The 21,673-nt window shown below is 50.3% G+C and carries 29 protein-coding genes; 28 read left to right on the forward strand and 1 reads right to left on the reverse strand.

All coding sequences use genetic code 11. The features are described from left to right. Positions 1-39: 39 nt before the first annotated feature. From nrdB to AB4K05_RS22225, 23 genes are all read left to right on the forward strand, one after another. On the forward strand, positions 40-1,182 hold the full coding sequence (gene nrdB, locus AB4K05_RS22115; protein ID WP_002231164.1) for a class Ia ribonucleoside-diphosphate reductase subunit beta: 1,143 nt from the start codon (positions 40-42) through the stop codon (positions 1,180-1,182). Between the two features lie 82 nt (positions 1,183-1,264). After that, positions 1,265-2,134, forward strand: a complete 870-nt coding sequence (locus tag AB4K05_RS22120; protein ID WP_032666380.1) for a phosphoribosyl-ATP pyrophosphohydrolase — start codon at positions 1,265-1,267, stop codon at positions 2,132-2,134. A 189-nt stretch (positions 2,135-2,323) separates the two neighbouring features. Continuing rightward, entirely contained in the window at positions 2,324-3,427 is a 1,104-nt protein-coding gene (locus tag AB4K05_RS22125) for a thymidylate synthase (protein WP_022649915.1), read from the forward strand. A gap of 19 nt (positions 3,428-3,446) precedes the next feature. After that, positions 3,447-3,842, forward strand: a complete 396-nt coding sequence (locus AB4K05_RS22130) for a hypothetical protein (RefSeq protein ID WP_162620099.1) — start codon at positions 3,447-3,449, stop codon at positions 3,840-3,842. Then, positions 3,839-4,315: a trimethoprim-resistant dihydrofolate reductase DfrA51 gene (gene dfrA51 / locus AB4K05_RS22135; protein ID WP_000781812.1), complete on the forward strand. Its 477-nt coding sequence runs from the start codon at positions 3,839-3,841 to the stop codon at positions 4,313-4,315. The genes AB4K05_RS22130 and dfrA51 overlap by 4 nt, the downstream gene beginning before the upstream one ends. Further along, positions 4,315-4,959 carry an AAA family ATPase gene (locus AB4K05_RS22140; protein ID WP_000386471.1) on the forward strand — a complete coding sequence of 215 codons (645 nt, stop codon included), beginning with the start codon at positions 4,315-4,317 and terminating at the stop codon, positions 4,957-4,959. Before dfrA51 ends, AB4K05_RS22140 begins: the two co-directional genes overlap by 1 nt. A gap of 63 nt (positions 4,960-5,022) precedes the next feature. Beyond that, complete coding sequence (locus tag AB4K05_RS22145; RefSeq protein WP_042863522.1) at positions 5,023-5,442, forward strand: hypothetical protein; 420 nt, start codon at positions 5,023-5,025, stop codon at positions 5,440-5,442. Between the two features lie 9 nt (positions 5,443-5,451). Then, positions 5,452-6,009: a 3'-5' exonuclease gene (locus AB4K05_RS22150; protein ID WP_000208226.1), complete on the forward strand. Its 558-nt coding sequence runs from the start codon at positions 5,452-5,454 to the stop codon at positions 6,007-6,009. A gap of 128 nt (positions 6,010-6,137) precedes the next feature. After that, positions 6,138-6,980, forward strand: coding sequence for a hypothetical protein (locus tag AB4K05_RS22155; protein ID WP_045339187.1), 843 nt, complete (start codon positions 6,138-6,140; stop codon positions 6,978-6,980). Positions 6,981-7,165: 185 nt separating this feature from the next. Next, positions 7,166-7,759, forward strand: coding sequence for a phage N-6-adenine-methyltransferase (locus AB4K05_RS22160; RefSeq protein ID WP_265845869.1), 594 nt, complete (start codon positions 7,166-7,168; stop codon positions 7,757-7,759). A 202-nt stretch (positions 7,760-7,961) separates the two neighbouring features. Beyond that, positions 7,962-8,192, forward strand: coding sequence for a hypothetical protein (locus AB4K05_RS22165; protein ID WP_000262979.1), 231 nt, complete (start codon positions 7,962-7,964; stop codon positions 8,190-8,192). A 593-nt stretch (positions 8,193-8,785) separates the two neighbouring features. After that, positions 8,786-9,394 (forward strand): ribonuclease HI, encoded by a 609-nt coding sequence (rnhA, locus tag AB4K05_RS22170; protein ID WP_022649920.1) that lies wholly within the window; start codon positions 8,786-8,788, stop codon positions 9,392-9,394. Positions 9,395-9,535: 141 nt separating this feature from the next. After that, on the forward strand, positions 9,536-10,030 hold the full coding sequence (locus AB4K05_RS22175) for a hypothetical protein (protein ID WP_045339190.1): 495 nt from the start codon (positions 9,536-9,538) through the stop codon (positions 10,028-10,030). Between the two features lie 9 nt (positions 10,031-10,039). Next, positions 10,040-10,228, forward strand: a complete 189-nt coding sequence (locus AB4K05_RS22180) for a hypothetical protein (RefSeq protein ID WP_000872126.1) — start codon at positions 10,040-10,042, stop codon at positions 10,226-10,228. Between the two features lie 108 nt (positions 10,229-10,336). Further along, positions 10,337-11,179: a Rha family transcriptional regulator gene (locus tag AB4K05_RS22185; protein ID WP_000462606.1), complete on the forward strand. Its 843-nt coding sequence runs from the start codon at positions 10,337-10,339 to the stop codon at positions 11,177-11,179. A 108-nt stretch (positions 11,180-11,287) separates the two neighbouring features. Then, the gene (locus AB4K05_RS22190; protein ID WP_006812544.1) at positions 11,288-11,860 is read left to right on the forward strand and encodes a hypothetical protein; all 573 of its coding nucleotides are present in this window, start codon (positions 11,288-11,290) and stop codon (positions 11,858-11,860) included. Positions 11,861-12,001: 141 nt separating this feature from the next. Then, entirely contained in the window at positions 12,002-13,687 is a 1,686-nt protein-coding gene (locus tag AB4K05_RS22195) for a DUF4942 domain-containing protein (RefSeq protein WP_042863525.1), read from the forward strand. A 58-nt stretch (positions 13,688-13,745) separates the two neighbouring features. Next, positions 13,746-14,435, forward strand: a complete 690-nt coding sequence (locus tag AB4K05_RS22200; protein WP_311101325.1) for a hypothetical protein — start codon at positions 13,746-13,748, stop codon at positions 14,433-14,435. Continuing rightward, positions 14,432-14,713 (forward strand): hypothetical protein, encoded by a 282-nt coding sequence (locus AB4K05_RS22205; protein WP_006812541.1) that lies wholly within the window; start codon positions 14,432-14,434, stop codon positions 14,711-14,713. The genes AB4K05_RS22200 and AB4K05_RS22205 overlap by 4 nt, the downstream gene beginning before the upstream one ends. A 2-nt stretch (positions 14,714-14,715) precedes the next feature. Beyond that, on the forward strand, positions 14,716-15,087 hold the full coding sequence (locus AB4K05_RS22210; protein WP_046340547.1) for a hypothetical protein: 372 nt from the start codon (positions 14,716-14,718) through the stop codon (positions 15,085-15,087). Positions 15,088-15,178: 91 nt separating this feature from the next. Continuing rightward, a complete protein-coding gene (locus AB4K05_RS22215) occupies positions 15,179-15,820 on the forward strand; it encodes an HD domain-containing protein (RefSeq protein WP_368481909.1) in 642 nt (213 codons plus the stop codon). Then, positions 15,817-16,368, forward strand: a complete 552-nt coding sequence (locus tag AB4K05_RS22220; protein WP_368481910.1) for a hypothetical protein — start codon at positions 15,817-15,819, stop codon at positions 16,366-16,368. The genes AB4K05_RS22215 and AB4K05_RS22220 overlap by 4 nt, the downstream gene beginning before the upstream one ends. A 38-nt stretch (positions 16,369-16,406) precedes the next feature. Continuing rightward, positions 16,407-17,105: a lysozyme inhibitor LprI family protein gene (locus AB4K05_RS22225; protein ID WP_368481911.1), complete on the forward strand. Its 699-nt coding sequence runs from the start codon at positions 16,407-16,409 to the stop codon at positions 17,103-17,105. 55 nt (positions 17,106-17,160) lie between these two features. Here the strand turns inward: AB4K05_RS22225 and ydfZ are convergent, their stop codons facing one another. Then, a complete protein-coding gene (gene ydfZ / locus AB4K05_RS22230) occupies positions 17,161-17,364 on the reverse strand; it encodes a putative selenium delivery protein YdfZ (protein ID WP_006812537.1) in 204 nt (67 codons plus the stop codon). Positions 17,365-17,551: 187 nt separating this feature from the next. On the opposite strand from ydfZ, the gene AB4K05_RS22235 reads away from it, so the two are divergent. The 5 genes from AB4K05_RS22235 (at position 17,552) to AB4K05_RS22255 (ending at position 20,708) form a co-directional block, all read left to right on the forward strand. After that, positions 17,552-17,818 carry a hypothetical protein gene (locus tag AB4K05_RS22235; protein ID WP_024144955.1) on the forward strand — a complete coding sequence of 89 codons (267 nt, stop codon included), beginning with the start codon at positions 17,552-17,554 and terminating at the stop codon, positions 17,816-17,818. 84 nt (positions 17,819-17,902) lie between these two features. Continuing rightward, positions 17,903-18,139: a hypothetical protein gene (locus AB4K05_RS22240; protein WP_039264862.1), complete on the forward strand. Its 237-nt coding sequence runs from the start codon at positions 17,903-17,905 to the stop codon at positions 18,137-18,139. Next, positions 18,139-18,456: a hypothetical protein gene (locus tag AB4K05_RS22245; RefSeq protein WP_052319133.1), complete on the forward strand. Its 318-nt coding sequence runs from the start codon at positions 18,139-18,141 to the stop codon at positions 18,454-18,456. The genes AB4K05_RS22240 and AB4K05_RS22245 overlap by 1 nt, the downstream gene beginning before the upstream one ends. Before the next feature lie 83 nt (positions 18,457-18,539). Beyond that, a complete protein-coding gene (locus AB4K05_RS22250) occupies positions 18,540-19,376 on the forward strand; it encodes a GIY-YIG nuclease family protein (RefSeq protein ID WP_006812534.1) in 837 nt (278 codons plus the stop codon). A 141-nt stretch (positions 19,377-19,517) separates the two neighbouring features. Then, positions 19,518-20,708 (forward strand): hypothetical protein, encoded by a 1,191-nt coding sequence (locus tag AB4K05_RS22255; protein WP_039264864.1) that lies wholly within the window; start codon positions 19,518-19,520, stop codon positions 20,706-20,708. Positions 20,709-21,673 lie beyond the last annotated feature (965 nt).

Genomic DNA, 21,673 nt, shown 5'->3' on the forward strand with positions numbered 1-21,673 from the left:
TTTGTTTAAAGCCACTCGATAACATTCAGAGGGAAACACATGACTTATTCTACTTTCCGTTTGGGCGCTAACGACGCAACGAAGGAACCTATGTTCCTCGGCCAGTCTGTCAACGTAGCACGCTACGATCAGCAAAAGTACCGTGACTTCGAAAAGCTGATTGAGAAACAACTCTCGTTCTTCTGGCGCCCTGAAGAAGTCGACATTACCACTGACCGCATCGACTTCAATACCAAGCTGCAAGAGCACGAACGCCATATTTTTCTGAGCAACCTGCGTTACCAGACGCTGTTGGATTCCGTTCAGGGTCGCAGTCCAAACGCAACACTGCTGCCGCTGATCTCCATTCCTGAGCTGGAGACATGGGTTGAGACCTGGTCGTTCTCTGAGACGATTCACAGCCGCAGCTATACCCACATTATCCGCGGTATGGTGGATGACCCGAGCATCGTTTTCGACGGCATCGTCACGGACGAAGAGATCATCAGCCGGGCTGTAAGCATCTCAAGCGAATATGACAGGCTGTACGAAATGACCTGCGCTCGCCAGCATCTTGGCGAAGACGAATTTGAACGGCTGTATGTCAGCGAGTTTGATGGCAAGCCCTACCCTCTCCAGCGCCAGCTGTTCCGAACACTGGTGTCGGTGAATGCACTGGAGGCGATTCGCTTCTACGTGAGCTTTGCGTGTACGTTCGCCTTTGGTGAGCGGAAGCTGCTGGAGGGCAACACGAAGATCATGCGCTTTATCGCGCGTGACGAGGCTTTGCATTGCGAAGGTACTGAACGCATGATCCGCTTTATGCGTACCGGTCGTGAAGGTCTGATGTGGAAGATGATTGCCGCAGAAGAAGAGAGCTTCATCTATCAGACCATGATGGACGTGGCCGGGCAGGAAATGCGCTGGGCTGACTATCTGTTTAAAGACGGCTCAATGATTGGCTTGAATGCCGACATCCTCAAAAGCTATGTGAAATACCGCACCAACCTGGCAATGCGTCGTCTTGGGCTGCGACCGCTGTTCCCGGAAATCAAAGACGATCCACTGGTATGGATGAATAAATGGCTGCTGTCAGACACCCTGCAGATCGCTCCGCAGGAAGCTGAACAAAGCAACTACCTCGTTGGCCAGATTGACTCCGCTGTCGATCGCTCCGGCCTGAGCCAGTTCGCAGACCTTTAAGCCGAGTTTAACCACTTTGTGGCCTGGCGCTGCTGGGTCACAATTGACGTATCAAATGAAGTCCAAAGGAAAGAAAGAAGACATGAAATTTACGAAACTGACCGATCATCTGAAACTTGCCGCAGACAAACTCGTGGGATTTAAGCCAGAGCCTTACGAGTTGAATCCCGGTTTTGGCAAGGCAACGGAAAGCATCTACCTGATGGTTGACCAGTTCCACACACTGTTTCAGCACCCACGCCGTGCCATTCCAGATCCTGCACTACTGCGTCTGCGTGCCAAGCTGATCCACGAAGAAGCTGTTACCGAGGGCATCCCGGCAGCTAAAAACGGGGACATGACGGCGCTGCTGGATGCGATGGCTGACTTCCTTTACGTGGGCGTCGGCACAATGGTGGCCATCAAAGGCGGTATCTCTACAGGCATGAGCTACTACACCCAAGAGCAGAGTGTTGATCGCTTCATCCACACCATCATGGTTCCAGGCAACACGGTCTTTGACGACATGGCCATCCCGTTTGAAGAAGCAAAAGAAGCTGCATTAATGCTGAATGCGCTGGCTGACAAACTCGAAGCGAAGCCGATTAGCGATTCCGAATTGGTGCAGGAGCTGCGCCGCGTGATGAATAAAATCTACGTTGCCTGCATGATGACCTACCGCCTGGCTGATTTTCTCGGTATCGATATTGTTGAGCTGGTGGCAGAAATCCATCGTTCCAACATGACCAAGCTGTGGCCGGCTGACGCCGAAGAGCGTCGTGTGGCGGTAGAGAATTGCAAATACGACAAGGGAGATCTGGGCTTCCGCCACGCTGAAGGGACTGACATGATGATTGGCTTCAGAGTTTCTGATGGCAAGATCCTCAAATCCCCAACCTACAGCGATGTGGATCTGACTCGCTTTGTTGAGAAGGCGAAAACCTCATCTCTTTACGAGATGGTAAAAAAATAATTGTAAGTATCTACTTATCATTATATATTGCCTGGGCGTGTTTTATTGTCCAAGTTCTTAATTGCTCATTGCAATGGTGGCCTAAGAGCCACCATTTTTTTTACTCCCCTCCTAGCCTTACACACTTCTGACAGATAAACTTGTATAAAATAATATGTATGTACTTACTTATCTTGTGTGAGGTTGATTTTGTCTATCCTACTGAATCGAGACTTTACGAACGGTCAGTTTGCCAGTGGTTCGTATGCCAAAGTGGTTGAAACGGTGCTCAACACTGGCGTTCACGCGGGTGATCGCACCGGAACCGGCACAAAAAGCGTTTCATATGTCCCTTCCTACTACATGCTAACGGGCGGCTCTGTTCCACTTATCTCCGGAAAAGCCGTCAACCTGAAGCCGTTACTGGTTGAGCTGGAGTGGTATCTCAAAGGAACGGGCAACATCCAGTTCCTGAAAGACAATGGCGTCAAAATCTGGGATGCCTGGGCTGATGAAAATGGCGATTTAGGCCCGGTCTATGGCAAACAATGGCGTCGGTGGGAAGATACCCGCATCGTGAGCCATAGCGAGTATTTGAGCAAAATCGACACGTTCCGTGAGCGCGGGTACAAGGTCGAGGGGTATCTGGGCGTAAGTGAAGATCGCGTTGTGTTGTCCCGTGAAATCGACCAGCTACAGCGTATCGTTCACACGCTTCGCACCAACCCGACAGATCGTCGCATCCTGCTGAATGCCTGGAATGTTGGCGAACTGGAAGACATGAAGTTGCCGCCATGCCATTTCGTGTTTTCACTGTGGAGTCGCGAGCTGGACTTTGAGACCCGACTGACGATGGCCACCGACATTGGCATTCAGCACAACCGCCACGGCCACGAGTCCATTTACACCCAGATGCTGTGTCTTCTGGAAAGAGATGGCGGCATTACTGAGAACATGCTGGACGAGCTGGGCATCCCGAAACGCATTCTGAACTCATGCCTGGTGCAGCGCAGCGTCGATACCTTTGTTGGTATGCCGTTCAACATCGCCGGTTACGGCATTCTCACCCACTTCCTCGCGAAGATCACCGGCCACATGGCTGGCGCATTCGTGCATTTTGGCTTTGACGTTCATCTCTACGACAACCACATGGAAGGCGTTGAGGAGCTGATGAAGCGCGAGCCGCCCAAAGAGTCCGACCCGGTTGTCATTTTTCCGCATGAATGGGCCGAACTGGACGACTTCAAATGGGAAGGTGTGCAGGTGTGCGGCTACAGCCCTCTTCCGTGGATCAAGGTTCCAGTGGCGGTGTGATATGGCCAGAGGGATGTATGTGTTGTGTGAAATTGAGGGTGTGCTGGCGAGAGCCAGCCATCGCAAAGCAGTGTCTGATGCGGATGCAGGCGCTCTCATTGCCGGTGATGAACTCATCTTTCCCACCAGCCGCATGTTGCGTGGTTTTGCTCGCTCCGGTGCTGAAGTGGTGCTTATCAGTAGTCGTCCGGAAGCGCTCGAAGGCCCAACCAAACGCTGGCTGAAGGACTTCGGCATTGATTATGACTGGCTCCATCTGGTTCCGCGCGGTGTCAGTTTTGAAACCCATATCAAGCGCACGCTGACAGAGCACAAAGGCGACTTACTTATCGCCGCACTGGTTCATGATCCGCGTCTGCGTTCTGCGCTGGCAGATTCTCACCAGCGACCAACCATCTATGAGGTAAGCCAATGAAGATGATTGCAGCTGTCGGCCGCAACTATGAAATCGGCATTGGCAACGAACTTCCCTGGCGTTGCCCGACCGATCTGAAACTGTTCAAACAACTCACCAAAAACGCCACTGTCGTGATGGGACGCAAGACGATGGAAAGTCTCAAGCGCCCGCTGCCAGAGCGCCATAACCTCGTTTTGACGCGCTCTCGTGGGTATATCCCCAATGGGTTCTACCCCGCTGGCATCGATGACGTTTTGAGACTGCCAGATCCGGTCTGGGTGATTGGTGGCGGGCAGATTTACTCGCTCTTTATGCCACACGTAGAAGAGATCTGGCTGTCGCATATTGGCGTGGATGTGCCGGGCGCGGATGCGTTCTTCCCGGCGCCAATGATGCGTTCTTTAGGGTTCGTACCAGTCGAAACGGCTTATACCCAACGTGCAAATGAGGATGAGCCTGGCTTTTTGCAGATCGTATACAGAAGGTCGTAATGGATTACCGGATTGGAATCACTGGCGCACAGGGCAGTGGAAAAACAACCCTGGCAAGGTACATCGATGCGCATTATGGCATTCCGTATGTGGATGCCGGCGTTGGCAAGCTGATGAGCAGTCTGGGGGTGAAGGTTGGCGAGCGTTTGCCCCTTTACGAACGTCTTCAGGTTCAGATGGAGATTGCCAGACACATCGAGATGATCACCCGCGGCGTTGAAGGTTTTGTTATCGACCGCACGCCAGCCGATGTCATGGCTTATACGCTTGACCTGGTCGGCCAGACCAACGAAGACCGCTGCATCGAGCTGGCTCTCGACATTGAGCAGTTTTGCCACAAAGCGGCCATTTCCAACTTCAATGCTATCGCGGGTCTTCGCCCGGGCGTTGAGCTTTCCAGCAAAGATCTCGCGCGTCCCCAGCGAGGATCGCTTGACCGTCTCTATGTTGCTCGCATCGATGCACTTATGTGCGGTGAGCTGACGAAAATCAACACGCTTCCCCAAACCGGCGATCTGCAGGTGTTCGTTATTTCTGAAAAGTGCCGCACGGTTGAAGCGCGAGCCAGATCGGTATTGCGAGTGCTGGACAGAGCCGCTGAAAACATCGAGCGCCGTATAACAGGACGAGTGACCTTCCACTGAATGTTGCTCCCCTGTTGGGCAGTGTGACAATAAGACACGCGAAATGAATCGAGGAAAAACAGAATGATAGACGAACTTCCCCTCTCGGATGAATTAGATCGTAAAGCGATTGAAGCACTGATCCGCATTGCTGACGAACAATCCCGCTCTTTGATGAGTGAACGTGAAGCACGTCTGGCTATCCGCGCAGTGTTTGAGTCCGTTCAAGGACTTGTTGGGGAAGAGGTTGGCGAAGCCATCAATGTGGCGATGTCGCAGTTCAATGGCGGCACCAAGCTCCCTCTGTTTCCTATGCACCTCAAACTCTCAGGCGGTACGGTTCTGTACGTGTCCGTTTGCCTGGAGACCAACCAAATCCAGATCCTCAACACATCAACGGGCGAATGGCGCGAGCCGGTCGTCTGCGAAAGTGGCGAGGACGCACTGAAAAAGGCTGCTCAGTTTGTGCGTGGCGCACTGCTGAAAGGCGCGAAGAAGCTGTAAGGAGTACGAATGACCACGATTGTCGGTGGCGTCGATATTGAGTCCACAGGGCTGGACTTCACATCCGGCCACAAAATTATCGAAATCGCGATAACCCGTTATGAACTGGAAACCCAGAAGCACATCGACAGCCTTGAGATGCGCTTCAACCCGCGTCGCAGTATCGATCCGAAGGCGCAGGCAGTGCATGGCATTTCACTGGAAGATCTGGCGACGGAACCGCTACTGGCTGACCACGCAGGCAAGATTGCTGCGTACATGGGCGCATGTAGCGCGTTAGTCGCCCATAACGGAGAGGCTTTTGACCTTCCGTTCATTCGCCACGAGTTCGGTAGCTATGGGGTGAAATTGCCAGATATCCCTCTGGTTGACTCCATGCTGGATGGCTTGTGGGCTACCGAGGATGGGAAGCGCCCACGCCTGGAAGAGCTGGCGTTCTCACTTGGGTTCACTTACGACCGTGAGAAGGCCCACAGCGCTCTCTACGATACTGACCTGATGATGCAGTGTTTCTTCAAAGCCCGAGAGAAATACGGCTTCTTCAAACTCCCATTCGAAAGCGCCTGATGGCGCTTTTTCTTTGCCTTCAGTTCTTCTAACTGCCTGTAATTATGACTTTTCCGCCTGATAGGTTTTGCCAAAATACGCTCAACCAAAACGCGGAAACGCACCAACGAAAACATAAGGAGTTAAAAATGAGCGCAGTTACAAACACTGTTAAAAACGATGACCTGGACGAACTGACTGCAATGTTGCAATCTCTCGACGAACCAGTGCAGAAAGCTGCGAAAATGAGCGGCGTCGACGAGATCGACGATCTTCTCTCTGGTCTGGATGATGCAATCGCAAAACCAGTCGAGGCGGTGGCGGATGAAGTCATGAATGCCAGCTCTACCGGCGATCTGAGTAGCGTTCTGGAAGAGCTTGAGATTGAGCACGAATCGGTGAAGGTCGAGGAACCAGAGCGTGACCTTGTTGCGGAGATGGTGAACGAGCCAGCGCCTGAACTTGACGCTCGAAGTACTGAGACTACCGGTACAGATCCAACCCCTTTACCTTCAGTGGCGTCAGAGCCTAAACCTGAAGAAGAGCAGCCAAAACGCCAGAAGGCAAAATCAGAGCGTACCCCTGCCAAACCTCGCTTCACGCTGGAAGGTAAGGACGAATCGTTCTATGCGACAGCCGGTCTGGAAAGTGAGAGCTTTACTGCCGCATTCGAAGGGGCGCCAGTCAAAGCGAAAGACAAGATCTTAAACCTTTTGAACTGGTTTAGTGGTGGGCCGGAAATCAGCGTCTACACGGTAATCGCAATGCGCCATATCCTTGACGCGAACACGGCGACCAGCAATAGCATTAAACTGGCGCTAATGAGCAACCCGGAGAAACCATATCCGCTCAACACCGCTTCGACTCAGGCTGGCCAGATGATGGCTGTGTTTCCAGCTACTGGCATTGCCACCAGGGAAGGTGGAAATCTAAGCCTTAATAAAGAGTCGCCGATCGTCAAAAAATTCATAGCGGAGTATTCCATTGGATGATGTTCCCCTACCCGATCTAAAGCCCCCTGAGAGCTTTAGGACGCTGGGTAAGCTAATTGCATACCCAGCATCGATAAAACGCGCCAGAGAGCTTCCCGTTTGCGAATCTGGCGCGTTCTTCTTTGTTTGCTATCCGTTGGATTAAATGAAAAAATAGGTAGGTATTTACCTATCAGAGCAAAATAATGATCGCAGCCGAAAAAATCAAAAAGCGAGAGCGTGATGCCTTTCTTCGCGACCTTTGGCGCACACCGCAGTGGTTGTTTGTCGCCATCCAACGTTACATAGGCGTAAAGTTCGATGTGGACGTCGCCTGCAACAAAGATAACGCTCTCCTGCCGAACTTTATCGGTGTTGAGCGTGATGCGCTCAAGTGCAGTTGGGGAGAACCTGGCACTGTGGCGTTCCTTAACCCGCCCTACTCCAAAATCACCCCCTGGATAGACGCAGCCATCCGCGAGCAGGCGCGTGGAGTGACGACGGTCATGTTGATACCACAATCCCTCGATACGCAGTGGTACGAGCGTGCGGCTGAATGCGCCAACGAAACCGTCATCTTGTCTGGCGGCCGCGTGGCGTTCGTTGAGCCAGATGTTGAACTTGGGCTGGTGGAGGTGAACATCAACCCTGGTGGCAGCATGTTGCTTATCTTCCGTGGCTACTGTCAGGAAGCTGGGCACACCATCAGCAAGATACCGCTGGCGGTGATGAAAAAGCTGGGTGGTTATGATCCTGCCAATGTTGTCAGGAAGAAGAGACCACGTAAAAAGGCAGCGTAAACACCAGTCTGGGAGTTAGTTTGAGAACCTGCTTCCGTATATATAAATAACTAAGTACTAATTATTAATATATACAGACGCAGGCTTTTTAAGACGTGATTTCCAAACAACTCCCAGACCGTTTTACACCTCCAGAACCCACTGGAACCCCTCTTCAGACGCTTTAGAATCGATTTTATGAACCACAGTAAGGAAAACTATCATGGTATACCCGACGAACGTCGTAGCGCTCGTTGAGAGCGATTTTCTGGCCAAAGTGCGCGACATGATGAAAGATCGCGATAAGGCTTTCAGTCTCTACGAATGGTCGCTCAAATGTCTTCATTCAGGCGAGCACAAAGAGCTGGTGGAGCAGCTGTTAGGGGAACTCATCAATGAGGTGTTTGCCCTGAACGTCCAGCTTCATGGTCGAGAAAATAATCAATCAAAATAATCGGTAAGTACTTACCATTTAAAACGCTGATCGCCAGTGATAAAATCTACCCGCTTTCCGGATTGATTCCGGCAGCTCGACCTGATGGGTGGGGGATAGCGTCACTGGCGTCAGGTTTAAAAAAGCTCACTACCAGCGTAGAACCGGCACCGTTTAGGGGTTGGGGAAGGGGGAACCAAAGTGAGCAGAGAGAAGGGTCACTTTATGATTGTCGAGTCTGGAGTGTTTCGAGAGGTTGAATCCAGTACTCCCCTTCATAAAGTGTGGGAAGATCTCGGTTCTGGGGTGCTGTCATCCATAACTTCCCAAGCCTAAGCTGGCAGTAGACTTAGGTCATAACTTTTCAGGTTATGTAACGACCAGGTTGGTGAGGAAATTTTGTACTCACCTCCCTGGGAAAGTATTACCTGAAAAGACAACCTCTCACTTCGTTCGAGGTGAACTTCACTCACTTCGTTCGTTCAGTTCAGGTTTTATTAAAACCTGTTCTGGGAAGTAAGTTTTTCTTTTCTAAAAATTTTTAATATTCACACGCACGCGTGCGCACACGCGCGAGGAAAAAAATCGTCGCGGCGCGCGATTCTGGAGCCAAAATGACGACCAAGACCCCAGCCCGGCAACATACTGGCTGCCGCACGAAGTCCAAAGCCAGATACCAAACCCACCAGCAATCCCGTACCAACTTCAAAACCCCCGTAGTCGAGTTCAATCCCCAGCTCAAAACCGTAAAAGTATTCAGTGATGGCTCTTGCCTCAAAAATCCGGGCGGGCCGGGCGGTTACGGCATCGTTCTCCAGTATCGAGGCGAAGAGCGCGAGCTTTCTGAGGGCTTCCACAGCACGACCAACAATCGGATGGAGATGATGGGCGCCCTGATTGCGCTGGAGCGTCTGAAGTACCCCTGCAACGTGATCCTGCATTCCGACAGCCAGTATTTAAAAAACGGCATGACGCTCTGGATGAAAGGCTGGAAGCGTAACGGATGGATCACGTCTGAGAAGAAGCCAGTCAAAAACGTCGATCTCTGGAAACGTCTCGATTCGGCCGCCAGCCGTCACAATGTCCGCTGGAAGTGGGTTAAAGGTCATGCCGGTCATCGCGAGAACGAAATGTGTGACCGCCTGGCGAAGATCGCCGCCTACTCCGCAGCTGATATGCCTCACAAGCGTGACATTGGATTTTTGTCACAAAACGATAAGTAAGTATTTACCTATCATTTTAAATCAGGTATCTTACCGTTCGTCAGGATGACGAAGTACCGGTAGGTACTGTTCCAGGATGGAACGCCAAAAGGCGGCTGGCTTGGCCAGCCGCAACTCTTTCTGACACTGAATGGAATCCAAATGGCACGTCAAACGCCTTTCACTTCTTTCAATAAACGTCCCCGTTCAATTCGCCTGGTTCTGGCCGAGCTGTTTAGCGGTCGTGTTTCTGCACGCCTTGCGGAACTGGAAGAACGAGTGTTTGAGCTGGAGAAGCGCATTGATGCGCAAGCTACCGCCATAGCAAATCTGGGTGCGACAGTAGGCATGGGGAAGGTGCGTGATTCCGTCGCCTCTCGTGTGTTGCGTGAATCCCAGGCACACAAGGACAGTTCCCATGGAAAATTTTCAACGAAATCGACTGAAGCCAATGGCCTACGGAGTAATTTTAGCAACCCTGGCAGCGGTAGCCGTGCCAGCCGGTCAGAGTCTGTTGATACCGGACACAACTACTTCCACCACAACCTTGCAGACGACGCCCCTGCCAGAACGACCTCCTGTCTCTCTGGATGGGATGCTGCTGGACACGATTCCAGCTCGACCTGCAACTCCGGATCTTCCTTCTACTGTGACTGAGGCTATTGCATGAAATGGAGCTTCCAGAAAGTCACCGCGATGATTGTTGGCCTCGCCATTTTTCTGCTTGGTGGCTGGATCATGAATCTGGTGAAACTCGTGAACGGTGGCGATCTTCAGTTTGATGCCGGAATGACACTTGCGCGTGTCGTGGGAATTTTCGTTGTTCCGGTGGGCAGCATTCTCGGGTTCTTTTGATGCCGAATCCATTTTCGGCACTGTTAAAACAAATTGTTTAGCCAATTAACCAATGAGAGTTAACAACAAGGGCCACTGACGGCCCTTTTTACACTGAATGGAGAATGTATGTTTGAGATGACTACTTTATCGATTCCCGGTGTGCTCCCGGACAGACCATTGATGTCCTCAAAAGAAATCTCAAAGCTGACCGGTAAACGACACAGCGACATTCTTCGCGACATCCGTAGCGTGCTGAATGAGCTGTATGCCGACGATTACCATAACGCAAAATTGCGTTATGAGAAAAATCAGTTACTTACAATTGTTGAAGGCATTGTTGTCAACATCGATTACCGGGGAATGGAAGGCGAGTACATGCTCGACCGAAAGCATACCGATGTTCTCATTACCGGCTACTCGTTGAAGTACCGCGCTGCTGTCATTGAGCGCTGGCATGAGCTGGAAATGAGTGTTTCAAGCGGGGCGCTTTACGGTGCCTACCCCAGCATCCCGGAAACCTTTTCAGAAGCACTTCGACTGGCAGCCGATCTTGAAGAACAGCGTGCTGATCTTGAGCGCAAGCTGTCGGTGGCAAGGCCAAAAGCTATTCTCATGGACACCATTTGCGGCACTGCTGATGAGCTTTATGGGCTGAATGAAGCTGGTCGCATTCTCGGAACGTCCGGGGCTGTTCTGGGTGCGCTGATGGACTCGCTGGGTGATGTGTACGTTAAGCGCAAATACACCACTGTTAACCGCCAGTTCCTCAAGATCTTCATTGACCGCGGATATGGCAAAAACGTTGTCATCGGAAACGGACGCAACCAGGCCAAGTTCACCTTTAAAGGACTTTGCTTTGCTGCCGTGAAGCTAATTGCTGCCGGGAAAATTACCGCCAGCGCCATTGAGTATGAGCCTTGTCGTGAGCATGTCGAACGCGAAATGAAGGAATCCAAACGTCTTCATTAACCGTCAGTGTGGGCGTCCGCCTTTACGTAGCGTTTGCCCACCTTTTCAGTCACGCCACAATAACGCCATCGAGAAAACAACTTGTTTAAAAACATAAGGAAAAAACACATGTGCGAAAAATGCAAAAAAACTAATGCCAAAGTTGAAAGCGTGATTAAAAAAGTTGGTGCGGCCGAACTGGTTGAGATCATGGGTCTTGTGGTTGGTCACGAAGACGACGCCTCCCCTATCGACCGCCTTTTCAGCGTTCTCAAGTTCTCAAGCATGATTGATGATCCGATTGAAATTGTGATGCTGGCGCGTCATTTCGGCGAAGCGTATCTGGAAGAGAAAGAACGCGCCGACAAACTTCAGGCAACGCTGGAAATGGTAAGCAAGCCGAAGTGCTCACCGGATTCAGTCAAGGCAGATGAAACCAACGCCAGCAAAGATCGTGAAATCGCCGGGCTGAAGTCTTCTCTGGCGATGTTGCTGGCCGCCTTCAAACTGATGTCTTCCCAGGCTGGGTTCAAAATGCCTGAGCTGAACAGCGACGATCCGATAGCCGTTCGCCATCTGCTGGGGGCAATGGCCGACCAGCTTGACGACACCAAGAGCCGTCTTGAAGACATGATGCGCGAGCTGACCCATCGCCACGACCTGAACAAACAGCCGCACAAAACGCAGCACGTACACCACTAATATCTCACCTGCCGACAGGGGGCGAAAGCCCCCTTTTTTACGCCTTAAATCAGCTGCAACGCCTGTGAATGCTGCTTTTACGCCTTTTCAACTTTGGGAAAATAACACCAACAAGAAAACAATTTGTTTAATGGTGCAATCATGAATACAGCCCTTTCCATCATTGACGCTATCACCCCAAACACTGATATCGACTACCGGCAGGAAATGAACGTCATCCACGAAATTGTGGCCGAGTGCGAGAAAGAGATCGCATTCATGCATCAGGTTCACGACTTCGTTTATGGCGACGAACGCCACAACATGATTAACCGCCTGCTGCGACTCAACCACCGGCCGGATGACGAGCGCACACGCTTTAACAGAGCCTGGCTGGACAAGGTCGACCTTGAATGGGTGAAACAGAATATCTGGGCCGAGTACTGGAAGAAGGTCACGGATATGACAAACGTTCTGCTGATCATGCCAGCTTCCCGCCGCGACGAGTGGCGTGAGCAGTTTATCGAGGGCAAGCAGGAGACCATCAGGACTGACAGAACCGGCTACCAGATGAAGGTTAAGGAGTTCGTTGGTGTGCCGGAGTTCAAAGCAGAAACGGTCATCCCCACGATGCTCAATCTGCTGAATGACAGGCACAAATATCTCTCTGAGCGCGTGTATGGCTTGTTTAAGGCGCTGAGTCCTGCCCACAAGACCAATAAGACGAACGGCTTTAGCGAGCGTCTGATCATCGCCAACTGCATTTCCGAGTTCTGGCGGGACAGCGTCAGCGTGAACTACCGAAAAGAGGACTACATCGACGACCTGCGCGTCATGCTTCATTTCTTCGCGCACAAAGAGTTCATCACCATCAACCGCACAACTGAGATGCTATCTGCTGCGTACCGGGCAAACGACTGCCAGACCGGTGACTGGATGAATGTCGACGGAAACCTGATGCGCGTGAAGATGTTCAAGAACGGCAACGTTCACTTTGAAATACATCCTGACGTGGCCTGGAAGCTGAATGAGGTGCTGGCTTACAGTATGCCTGCAGCAATCCCGGCGCCATGCCGTACTGCACCCAAAACACGGGCACCAAAAGAGTTCGGGTTAATCCAGAAGACGATCTCCGAGCCGGTTCGTACCGCGCTGCGCGACGGGCGATTCAACAAAGACAAAGGCGTCTGGTACTTCTCTGATTCCAACCTCCAGAAGTCGCAAGTGGAAGAGCTTGAGCGCACACTGAACTTCATTGGCGGCGTACAGGAGAAAAAGCACTGGCAGTTCCCGTATGAGATCGGCCATACGCTCAATACGATTGTGGCCACCGGCTTAATGCCGGATACAAAATCACACCAGTTCTACCCTACCCCACGTTTGATAGCTGAGTACGTTGCCAGAGCCATCGAGCTGAAGCCAGGTGAGAAGCTGCTGGAGCCTGAAGCCGGGCGTGGAGATCTGCTGGCCTGCATCGACGCTAATCCGGAAGACGTTACCTGCATAGAAGTCGCACCTCTCTTCGCTGATATCCTGCTTGGCAAGGGGTACACAAATACGGTCTGCTGCGACTTCATGAAGTGGTCTGAGGACAACGCAGGCTATCAGTTTGACAAAATCGTCATGAACCCGCCCTACTCTCTTGGCCGTCACAGAGAGCATACGCTGGCCGCGCTGGAGCATCTGAAAGTCGGCGGGCGACTGGTGGCAGTACTGCCTGGTAATGCGCCAGTTCTGAACTGGATGGCGCTGGATAATTACGTTTATGCCAAAGGGAAGTCGTTTACTGACGAGTTTGAAGACACCGGAATCACTGTAAGCGTATACGTTTTCAAACGCGTAAAATGATAGGTAAATACTTACCTAATTTATGTAAGAATAGAGCCACTTTATCAGAGGTGAACACATGAGCGAAAAATCGAGAATTACATTCGCCAGCGTTAATCAGGCGAAGCTGCCATTTAATTTAGTGCTACAGGGGAACGAAGGAACGCCTGCCGGAACCATCAAAATCGACAAGGAGCTTGTGACGTTCGAAGGTAACTTTGATGAATCGGCGCAGGTTTTTATCGAACATCTGGCACGCCGTTGGAGCCAGCAGTGGAGAGACCTTGAGAAACGCGCCAATGAGTTCGACCGGTTCATGGACGCAATGGACACAGCAAAAGAGGCTCTGTCTGTCGGCACTCCGTTAGATCTGGAGTCGCTTTTCAAAGGAGAAATGGCCTCTGCGATGTTTGCCACCATGTTCGCAGGTGAGTTCGTCCGCAGCGGCGCTAGAAACTACCTGGAGCTGGGGTACAACGTTCCTGAAATGGGCGAGTTTACCGTCACCATCCAGCGCAAAGAGGGCAAGACGCCAGGCGAACGTATCGCTGAACTTGAGGCCGTTGTTGATCAGCGTAACGGCGAGTGCGTCCGTTTGATCAACGAACGTGATGCGCTGCGCGAAGAACAGCTGAACAAAGGCTCGAACACACGCGCGGCCGCAGACATCTACTTCCAGTTGGTTGAGGAATGCCAGATCCCGCCAGGCGGCTCTTTGGTCGAGTACGTTCGCGAATTGCAAGAGAAAGCAGAGAGGTGCGCGGCATGAATGACCTGCTTGTCGAGCGAGTCTCCGCTTTTGTTAAGTCCCCGCTGGATAATCCCCTCACCCGCGGTGAGCAGATGGAGCTGGCAAGGTGGTTTCTGCATATCCATGAGCAGATGGAAGTTTTTAAACAGTTGCCGGATCTGCCCATTACAGACGGCCATGTTCAGCAGGTGATTAACAGCCACGAAAAAGGCTGGGCGATGATTGTGCCGTGCAAAATTACCTACGAGCTGGCTAAGGAAGTGCAGGCTAACAGAGCAAGGAGTAAGGAAGAGTAACTATGAAGTTGGGTAATGCCGTTTCGCTGTTTTTTACAGCATTACTGGAAGGTTTCAATTATCGCTTTTGTCCGGTCTGGGATAAGGCGCTGGATACACTTATTGATGAAGGAACGCTGCTTGAGGTGCGAAATGGGATAGCTCTGTTTGAGCGCGACGCCCAGCTATATGAAGTGTTCGTCGGGGCTGGCTTCAACCACTTCGGGCATCTTATTAGCTTGAATACCAAAGCCATCGACGAGAGCGTCATGCGCCGTCCGTCGTTCCGTGTAATGGATAAGCTGCAACGTCATGTAAATGCCGAATTACTCCGCGTAGCCAAAGAAAAAGAACGAGAGCTACAGGCGATGATTGGATCGCTTATCGCTGAGTAAATGAAGGCCACTATTGTGGCCTTTAATAATTTGTTTTCTACCTTTTCTTATCTGTGAAAATAACCACATCCAGAAAACAACGGAGTTAAGAATGTCCCGTATTTCCAAAGCCCATATGTTTGCCGCTGGCGCTCATGGCGGCGTTGGCCAGAAAAGAAAATATACCGGTGAAGACTACATCAACCACCCGGTTGCTGTCCGCGAGATTGTTGCCTGGCATGGTGGAACCGTAGAGATGCAGATCGCGGCGCTGCTGCATGATGTGGTCGAAGACACCCATGTCACCATAGAGATGGTTCGTGAGCACTTCGGTGAGCACGTAGCCGAAATGGTTCTGGCTCTGACCAACATTGCCAGACCAGAAGACGGCAATCGAATACAGCGCTTCATCATCAACGTCCGGGAGCTGGAGCAAAGCCTCGACATGCAGACGCGCATGATCAAGCTGGCTGACCTGCTGGACAATACCTCTTCTATCGTGAGTCGCGATCCTGAGTTTTCAGCCATCTACCTCGCAGAGAAAGAGCTGATGCTGGCCGTACTCTTTGACGGCAAGGAGATTGGTGCCGATGCCGGTGTTGTCGAGTACCTGGAGAAAAAAGGCATAGAGCATTCGTTGCTGATAAACGCCCGGGCGATAGTGACGAAAGGCATTGCCAGTCTGCAACCGGTACACACCAAACGTTATGAAAAACACAAAGCGCTGATCTGGAACGCGTGGGAGGCTGCATGAAGGTCGAAAAAATAGATGTTCTTTCCTTTGTGCTGACGGATCTGGAGCGTCTCGACCCGGTACGCGTAATGATTGAAAACTACGAGCCGGGCAAGGGAAGAGTCACCATTACCTGCTATGGGAAAGCATGGACTGCTGCCTGGTTCGCGATGGGCGGGGATGACGTGCAGACGTTTATTAAGAGAGTGAGCAACGATTATTTGATTGGTTGCCTCGACCCTCAATTGCTGAGTACGGTCGACGATGACAACGACGCAAACCTGCTTTTCGTAAAGTCCGAAATCATAAAGTTGCGCAGGGAGAGAGAAATCGACGCAGAACAGGCCCGCAATATGTGGGACGAGGCAGAAAACGCTGATGACGTAAAAGAAAGTTGCTGCTGTTTCGGTGTCGGCAACGAACTGCTGAGTCTGTTTGGTGACGATCCGTGGTATGCCGGTTGGCCAACGGTGCCAAACCCCATATACCAATACCTGGAACGTATCGTGAACGCGGTACGTGATGGGCTGAAAGCGCTTGACGATCAAGCGAGAGAAGCAGTCGGTTAAGTGTTATAGTCAGGCGCTTTTATATTTATGGAGTGAATATGAAAAATATCCTACTGGCATCATTGTTGGTGGCATCGCCAGCTGCATTGGCAGCCAGCTTCGACTGCCAAAAGGCTTCGACAGAAATCGAACACAAAATCTGCGATAACGAACGCCTGTCAAAATTAGATGAACAACTTAGCTCTACCTATTCTATTGCTCTCAAAGCGAACCCGGGGGATGCAGACACCCTAAAGACGGTTCAACGTCAGTGGATAAATATGCGTGGAAAACTCACTGATGATAAGGCTCTTGAGCTGGCTTATCTTATCCAAATTAATGGACTCAAGGGGTTGGGTGGCTCGGCCAGTACATCGCTGGTCAATGAGACACCGAAGCCGGTGCAGAAGCAGCCTGAAGTTCAGGAAAAGACAAGCAAGGCAGACGCAAAGCAGGCTAAGAGCGGTGATGAGCTAACTCTGGAGTCGTTCCGGGCCAAGTATATTGAAGTTGACGGTGAATACTACAGCACGACATCCCTTCCCAGAGGGAGTTCGTTCTTATTCACCTGCGCCAGTCGCATTGCCGATGACCAAGTTAATGTCTGGAAGAAGTACGCAGCAAAAGAGGGCAAGATCGACCTTTTCTTTGAGCTTGAGAGTCGAATACACACCGCGATGCTGAATGCCAATTTTCAGAAGCTGAATAGTGATTTAACTAAAACAGGCATTTGCGATCTGATTACCGCTGTGCCGTAAGTAAATTTAAGGCCACTATTGTGGCCTTAAACAATTTGTTTTCTGGTTGGTGAAATTAGTGGAATCCCAGGCGAACTAAATCCATTGGGCAGAACAGACCTTCCACACCTTCGATAGACACGCAGTCAGAACGGCGTAATTGTTCTTCTGATTTGCCCTCTCCGCAGATTTCCTTGATGACTCCCGTTGCACCATTCGTTGCCACCATCACTCGGCTGCCGGTAGTGATAGCGTTACGGTTGCGATCATAGGTCTTCATCGTTTCCTCCTTTCACTTGGGTCAAATCAGGTTTCAAAAATTGCCGCTTTTCATGTATGTGCGGTTTGCAAAATCTCAAGTGCCGAAACAAATTGTTTTCACCACCTTGTTATTCCCTTAACCCGCAAAGTTGACCGGTATAGTAATAAATACTACTGTTTGTATATACAGTATTGAGGGCGAAAAAATGGGACTCAAAGACTCAAACTATCAGATCGTCTATAGGGGTGAGACTCTTCAAAATTTCAAACCGGGGCAATACGTTTTCTTTCAACGATTGAAGGAGTATGGCGGCGGATACTGGTTAGGCAGGACTCATGAAGATGGGTTCGAGTTTTTGCTGGAAGAACCAACCTCGCTTGGAAGGGGTCTTGAGTTTCTGATAACGCACTCAAGCGTGGAGGCCAGATTTATGGAGTTCGTCGACGATGCGGACGACTTCAAACTCACCTAATCATCCCTTAAACATCTTGTTTTCTGCCTTTTGTTATTTGAGATAATAACACAACAAGAAGACAAATTGTTTAAGGGGTTAATCATGCTCGGAACCGCAAAAGACATCATCGAAAAGCTGGAGAACTACCCAGAAGACGAGCCGCTGCTGATGGTGATGTGGCACAAGGAAGATGTAGGTGAAGTGCGACCAGACCTGACTGACGAACAGTGCGTTCAGGTTTTGCGAAAAATCAAAGAGTGCCATGACGCCAGCGTCGGCGTGAATTGGGATGTCATTTCTGACACGGCCGACATTCTGTTTCCAAAGGAGAAGGCATGATGCTGAAAATCACCGAATCGTATAAGACGGCGGTGATCAGCACCGCCCACGTAACGGCAGCGGATTCAGAACGGCTACCCATTGCCTGCTTCGACCCACTTTCTGATCGCGGGTTGAATTGGGTACACGGTACACAGTACGGCTGGATTGTTCGTGCTGGAATGCGAGGGAATGACTGGAAAGAAGAGCTGCGTGAGTATGGCATTTCCGAAGAGACGATCTCTAACATACAGACCATAGTGGATGCCGGCTTTGACGCGGTTCACTTCGATTGCGACGCCGAGCTGGTGGACGGATTACCTGGCTGGGACTGGTAAGCCTTTTTTTTTGCCGTGGACAGATCGGCTCTCCATGTGAGATACCAGATATCAGAGCCGATCTCATAAGGGACATTTTCTGCATGGAACTATTCCAGTACCTTCAGTCGCTATACCCGCAGCTGACCCCAAATAACAGCAAAATTCATTTAGCCAGCACCAACGAATATAAAGAAAACCCGATACAGGAGTTCGTGAAAGAGACGTTCGACGACTGGCAATGCCTGCAGAAGCTGAAAAGCTTCAATCGTACCTACGTTGTCTCTCTTATTCAGACTGAAGATAAGGCGCGATTTCTCTATGCTGGCACCTATCTCAACGTTGGGTGTTCTCTGACAGCATCACATGCAGTACCTGGCCGGAACGAAGACTACTATCTCTATCAACTGACACCTGTTCCTGAACTGGATGAATATCGTGGACGTTTGTATGTCAGTGCGGAGCGTCCTCGCAGATCTATTTTGAACGGCGAAACTCTTGCCGGAAAACTGCGAGTCGTTGAGATTGCGCCATCCTGTCTATCATTTGGCGAGTTTCCCGGCTACAAAGACGTAGTTCTGGACAGAGCCAGTCTCGGAACCATCATTCGGCAGGAGTTAAAGTCGTGGAGAACTGCACTGAGTATTGTCAAAGGCATCTACCTGCTGACTGATGTTGATGGCGAGAAGTTGTATGTTGGCCAGGCAAACGGCAAAGGCGGAATATGGGGAAGATGGAAGACCTACTTTAAAACGGGTCACGGCGGGAATGCTGGCCTGATTGAAGCGTTTGGAACCGGCGATGAGGAAAGGCTCAAGAATGTCACGTTCTCTATTCTGGAAATCATGGACATTAACAGTGACGCCTGCGAGATAAACCGACGAGAATCACACTGGAAACGCATACTGCTTTCTCGTTCAGTAGGACACAATAGGAATTGAGTTATTGTCGAAATTGTAGCGTTTATTTGTTTACACATATAAGAAAACAAATAAATAACAAGAGCTATAATATCTTGGCTAAGTAGTTGATCGGCCCCCTTAGTCAACCGATTACTGGAACGAGACATTTAAGAGGACAATATGACGGATACAGCTTTTTCGAAATCGTTACAAAAGGAAGTCGACCCCGAGCAGTACTTGGCACTTAAAAATTTAGATGACAGCTCAGTTCATGCTGTCGCTCGTGAAGACATCATCTGTCCAATTTGCAAAGTCGGAGGTGGCTCGTTTGTTAGAGCCTCTAGGAATGATGGTTATCACAAGAAGGCGCATTTCAGATTTACTGGTGAAGCTGGCCAAGGCCACCATCCATCATGTGACTTCTACGGAGATAGGTTAACATCTGAGGTAAGGCAGCACCTTGTCACATTCACGAAAGATCGAACAAAGTATTCGCAGGTAATACGAAAACTGGTATGCGCCGGCATACAGGAAGGGATTTTTACGCAAGAAAAAATGTGGCAGATGAGGGAATGGTTCTTCAATAAGCGTAAGGACTCCACATTTGAAATATGGCTGGAAAAGGGTCATTTGGATTGGCTTGACTATATTAGCGGGTTACGTGAATCATATTTGGCATGGACAAACCCGGATATTATGCCTTTCTCACCCATTCAGGCTACTGTGCCTGGTTTTTCTTGGTCTCGTGCAATTGACAAAGAGGTGCTAAGAGTTCACATCAAGACTCTCCAGCAATTGCGTAAAATTTCAGTATCCCATAGAGACATTTCGGCAATCTTAGAACACATAGATAATAATCGTGGCCGTGCAATTCTCGACCCATCGCTTTTGGAAGATGAGATAAATAAGACTTACAAGCTTACTGGGTTTGTGATGAGCAATTACATTGAGTTTAAGACAAAAACGGTTAGCGACAGAGCATATGGAGAGGCTAAGTTTCTGGCATTTGCCGCACTGCTGTTATTCGTGTCTGATTGGGATCTCAACATTGCTATTGGTAAGTTTTCCAAGATTGCCAGAGTGAAGGAGGTTGATGACATGCTGGCTGGTAATTTCATTGGTCTTAACCCTTACTTCCGGTACGACGTGGCTAAAGCTGTGAAGAAATTGCAGGATAACTGGCCGATTGAATACCAAGAGTTGGAACATTGGGATGTAGAAAAATCTATGCGTGAGGCATATGAAAAGTGGTGTTCGACAGAGCCAGAATTCGCTCCACCTCTTTTACCCGACCTGTATGTTACCCAACACGAGAAAGAAGTCGCACGAGACGAGGAAATCAGGCAGTGGATTAAGAACGGAGATGTTTGAGCACAACTAGCTTAATCAATCCGTTGACATTGGCGGTCACAAATTGAGGATTTCTATAAGAGTCCGTTGATCGCCACTTCCCCCCCCCCTCCAACCTGCCCCAGCCCAGGCGTGACAAGGCATTTAAGCCAATTACACCCATAAGAAAACAAATAAATAACACATCAACGAAAAGTCAACGCTTTCCCCTGATTTGGTCTAAAAAGTTGATGTTTTCGCACGCCATCTCTTATACCCAAATTCCTGCGCACCAGAATCCATCTCCCTGCGACCAAAACGTCAAAAACGACTCGTGATACCACCCAAAAGCAGACACGCTCAGAAGCGCTCCCGTTGCGTTATGTTGGACATCTAAACAAGTTGTTTTCAGGCACAAGAAAACAAGTTAACCACACCCACAGGAAACCCAGAGACGCCATTACCTACAATCCCGGAAACACCCACCTCTTCCTGTCAGGCTACCGAAAAGACCCACCTCTTTGCCCCAGGCTACAGAGCACCCACCTAATCTCCCCAGGCAACCGTGAACGCAGCTCGCGCACGCAAACCCCTATATGCCATTACCCAATACACGGAGAAGAACAGCCAGAACGAAACCCCGGACAAACCCAGACCAGAACAGGAACCGTCGCAATCTCCTTTACCCACCATTACCCCGAAAGAGAGCGCAAATTCCTGAATAGCAGGGAACGCCATTACTTCATATGCGGAGAACAATAAAAGCGCCCTACTGCCATTACCCACACTTCCACCATTTCACGTAAACGAAGAGAAAAGTGCACCTGCCATTACTCCATACACGGAGAAGAACACTCACCAAAACGACGATAACAACCCAGACGAAAACACAGAGAAAAACCGCCTCAAGAACAACGAAACCACATACGCCGGTAGAGAGAACAAACCGCCCATTTCACCCAAAGGAATACTCGCCGTACAGAGCGTTATCAGGGGGAAGGTATATG

Source organism: Kluyvera sp. STS39-E (assembly GCF_040932435.1).
Taxonomy (GTDB): domain Bacteria; phylum Pseudomonadota; class Gammaproteobacteria; order Enterobacterales; family Enterobacteriaceae; genus Kluyvera.